This window comes from Sphingopyxis sp., from assembly GCF_036402335.1.
GTDB lineage: Bacteria > Pseudomonadota > Alphaproteobacteria > Sphingomonadales > Sphingomonadaceae > Sphingopyxis.
On the sequence record NZ_DASWTD010000479.1, the window covers coordinates 1 to 3,987 of the forward strand.

4 protein-coding genes are annotated in these 3,987 nt (G+C 64.6%); 1 reads left to right on the forward strand and 3 read right to left on the reverse strand.

The features are described 5' to 3' along the window. Window positions 1-97 precede the first annotated feature (97 nt). Window positions 98-1,495 carry a methyl-accepting chemotaxis protein gene (locus VGD20_RS15615; protein ID WP_331135331.1) on the forward strand — a complete coding sequence of 466 codons (1,398 nt, stop codon included), beginning with the start codon at window positions 98-100 and terminating at the stop codon, window positions 1,493-1,495. Window positions 1,496-1,502: 7 nt separating this feature from the next. Here VGD20_RS15615 and VGD20_RS15620 read toward each other — a convergent pair whose 3' ends face one another. The 3 genes from VGD20_RS15620 to VGD20_RS15630 form a co-directional block, all read right to left on the reverse strand. After that, window positions 1,503-2,348, reverse strand: a complete 846-nt coding sequence (locus tag VGD20_RS15620) for an AAA family ATPase (RefSeq protein ID WP_037516322.1) — start codon at window positions 2,346-2,348, stop codon at window positions 1,503-1,505. Window positions 2,349-2,441: 93 nt separating this feature from the next. Further along, window positions 2,442-3,113 (reverse strand): DUF6975 family protein, encoded by a 672-nt coding sequence (locus VGD20_RS15625; RefSeq protein WP_414714584.1) that lies wholly within the window; start codon window positions 3,111-3,113, stop codon window positions 2,442-2,444. Window positions 3,114-3,381: 268 nt separating this feature from the next. After that, window positions 3,382-3,678, reverse strand: a complete 297-nt coding sequence (locus tag VGD20_RS15630; protein ID WP_331135332.1) for a PspC domain-containing protein — start codon at window positions 3,676-3,678, stop codon at window positions 3,382-3,384. Between the last annotated feature and the right edge of the window lie 309 nt (window positions 3,679-3,987).

The following is a 3,987-nucleotide window of genomic DNA, read 5'->3' on the forward strand; positions in this document are numbered from 1 at the left end:
CCACCCCGATGCCGATGACCCACGCGCTCACCCATTGACGCCCCGTTAACCAATGTCCGCCATATCTTCTCGATCATTCAGGGACGTGGGCAAGCCAATGAAATATGATCCGATCAATCCGGCAGCGCCGATACTCGACCAGTCGGTTGCGAGCGACTGCGGCGAACTCGCCGTTGGGTGCAGCGATGCCGCCGGACGGATCAAGCTGGCGACCGACCAGATGGATCGCCAGATTGGCGAACTCGGCCGGCTCGAGGAATATGTCGTCAGCCTCGAGGCCGACCAGCGCCAGATCGCCGATTCGACCGACGAGGCGAAATTGCTGTCGGCGCGCGCGTGCGAGCAGCTCGATACCGGCGCCGAGCGCGTCAATGCCGCGGTTGCCGAATTCCGCTCGGTCATCGACCTCGTTGCGCGGCTTGGCACGCATGTCACCAATTTCGCCGCGGTGATGGAGCAGGTGCAGCAGGTCAGCCAGTCGATCGAGTCGATCGCCAAGACCACGAACATGCTCGCATTGAATGCCGCGATCGAAGCCGAACGCGCGGGCGATGCCGGCCGCACCTTTGCGGTCGTCGCCGCCGAAGTGAAGAAGCTGGCGCAGAACACTCGCGGCGCGACCGACGAAATCCGCCGCAGCATCGGCAGCCTTGCTGCCGAAGCGAGCGGGCTTGTGACCGAAATCCAGTCAGGGGTCGAGCAGTCGAGCCGTGCCGAGGCGCAGTTCGAGACGATCACCGACGCGCTGCATGACGCGACGCACCTCGTCGCGCTGCTCGACGACCAGAGCGACCGCATCGCGCAGTCGAGCGCGATGGTGCACGCCAACGGCGCGAAGGTGCGCGAGGCGCTCGACCGCGTCGTCGGATCAGTGCGCGACAATAGTTCGACGCTGGTCGGCACACGCGATTCGATCCTGTCGATGGAACATGTGTCGAACCGCATGTTCAACGCGGTGATCTCGGCGGGGGTCAGCCCGCAGGATTCGGCGATCGTCGAACTGGCGGCGAAAGTGCGCGACGAATTCGTGGGGCTGGCCGAACGCGCGGTCGCAGAGGGCGAGCTGTCCATGGAACAGCTGTTCGACACCAATTATGTGCGCGTTCCGAATTCGAACCCCGAACGTTTCCGCACGACGCTTTGCGACTGGGCCGATGCCAACTGGCGCCCGCTGTTCGACCGCATCGTCGCCAGCCATCCCGAGATCAAGATGTCGTCGGCGGGCGATATGAACGGCTTCCTGCCGACGCATATCACCGATTGCTCGCGCGCGCCGACCGGCGACCTCGAGCATGACACCGCGCATTGCCGCAACGGCCGCCTGCTCTATGACGAGACCGACGCTGCAGCGAAGCGCAGCACCGCGCCCTTCTTCATGACGGTCTACCGGCAGGAAGGCGACGGGATCAATTATCTGACCGTGCGCAACGTCTATATGCCGGCGGTGATCAACGGCCGCCGCTGGGGCGACGTCGAGGTGGCGTACCAGCTCTGACGGGTGCCTAGCTACCCTGACGGCGCGCCATGAAGGCGAGCTTTTCGAACAGCATCACATCCTGCTCATTCTTGAGCAGCGCGCCGTGGAGCGGCGGGATCGCCTTGCCGACGTCGCGGTTCTGGAGAACCTCGAGCGGCATGTCCTCGTTGAGCAGCAGCTTGAGCCAGTCGATCAACTCGCTCGTCGACGGCTTTTTCTTGAGACCGGGGACGTCGCGGACCTCGTAGAAGATATCCATCGCGCGGCTGACCAGCGTCTTCTGGATGCCCGGGAAATGGACCTCGACGATCTCGGCCATCGTGTCGCGGTCGGGGAACTTGATATAGTGGAAGAAGCAGCGGCGCAGGAAGGCGTCGGGCAGTTCCTTTTCGTTATTCGAGGTGATGACGACGATCGGGCGCTCTTTCGCGGTCACCGTCTCGTCGGTCTCATAGACGTGGAACGCCATGCGATCGAGTTCCTGGAGCAGGTCGTTCGGGAATTCGATGTCGGCCTTGTCGATCTCGTCGATCAGGAGGACGGGGAGCTTGGGCGAGGTGAACGCTTCCCACAATTTACCCTTGCGGATATAGTTGCGGATATCGTGGACGCGCTCTTCACCGAGCTGGCCATCGCGCAGGCGCGCGACCGCATCATATTCGTAGAGGCCCTGCTGCGCCTTGGTCGTCGATTTGATGTTCCAAGTGATCAGCGGCGCATCGAAGGCTTTGGCGATTTCCTCGGCGAGCACGGTCTTGCCGGTGCCGGGTTCGCCCTTCACGAGCAGCGGACGGCGCAGCAGGGTCGCGGCATTGACTGCGACCTTGAGGTCGTCGGTCGCGATATAGGCGCTGGTACCTTCGAAACGCATGGCGCGCTGCCTTCCCTTAACGTGAACGTCAAGCGGGCATAGCGGGGGGAGGGACGCCGTGCAAGGCGTCTCCCGCCCCTGCAGGACCAAAGGTCAGGGGTGGGCGCGGCTCGCGGCGCGGGCGGCCATCAGGTCCCAAAGCCCGCTGTGCTGGGTGATGAGCTGCTGCGCGCCGAACACCATCGCGCGTTCGACCGCCGGGCTGTCGGCGACCGTCCCCGCAAGCCGCGCGGTGTCGCGCAGGTCGGGCAGGGTGCAGGTCGGTGGCGCGAGGTCGAGTCGCTGCGCGCTGATATCGAGCAGGACGCGGATCGTCCGCCAGTCGAGCGTCAGCGCGATCGCGGCACCGACGGCGCAGCCATGGCGGTCCGATTCGGCGAGCATGTCGATCGCCTTGCGCTGCGCGGCGACGGCGGCTTCGCATTGCGCCTGCCCCTGCGTGCTCGGCACCGGGCCGACGGCGGAGGCGATCCTGGTCAGGAAAGCGCGTTCCTGGACAAAGGCATCGGCCGCCTCGTCCATCCACTGGCGCGAGGCGGGATCGACCGCCTTGCGCGCGGCGCTGTCGATCACGCCCGGATGACGGCCGTGGAGCAGGCAGAGGAAATGGACGGCATCGGCAAGGTTACGCATCGCTTCGGGGCCGCTCGACAAGGCGCCCGAACGGACGTGCGGGTGCGCGCCGGTGCCGTCGCCGGCGACCAGCGAATCGAGCATTTCGGCGACGCCGCGCGTCTGCGCCTTGGGCTGGGTCGATGGGCTCAACGCTTGATCCTCGCTGCGGCAGGCCGGGTCCGACCCAAGCCGATGGAATTGCAGCGATGAGTCTTAGGGCAACGTCGTAAACGTCGCGTTTATAAGCGGCGCCCGAATTGCACCGCATCCTGTTCCAGTCGGGGACAGGGAGCCCGGAAGGAGAAGGGCCGACAAGCACCGGGGAGAGCTTGCCGGCCCCTCCATAGCGCCCCTGGGACGCCATAAGGGCGGGATTGGCTGGACCCGTAAGGGAGAGGGAGTGTCTGGCCGGTTCCGCTTATGCTGCGAGGGCGAGTTCCCCGGCCTTGTCGACCGGGCGCGCCGGGGCTTCGACAGCGCTCAGCGCAGGCTGTCCGGTTGCCGCTGTCCGGGCGGGGAAGATCAGGCGCGATGCGAGCACCACGATACCGAGGCCGAAATAGCCCATGAAGGTCTGCGCCGGGAAGAAGAAGAGCGGCGCGACGAAGGCGAGACGGAGCCACAGCGGGTTGAAGCCGAAATCCTGGCCCACGGCCTCGCAGATCCCGAAGAAGGTGTCGCGGCGGCGGAAGAGATTGGTGGTTTCGCTATCCATTTTTTTGTCTTTCCCTTTGGCTGCGAGCACTGCCCCGCGCCGATGCCCGATGCATCGCAAAGGCCGTGCCAATTCTTGCGAGCCCCCGATTTCCGAGCTTTTCCGTGTCAGCCGCGTGCGGCCGCCTGCTCTGGATTGTGAATCAATTCCCAACGAGTGGGAGTGATTGCCATTTGATGGGTGGCGCATGAACCGGTCATGAAGCCCTCCCGCCGCGATGACGCAAGCTATCTGGGCGGCAAATATGAAGATTTAAAGAGAGGCTGCGAAAAAATTGTGCGGCGCAGCATTGGGGCAACGGTTTGATCT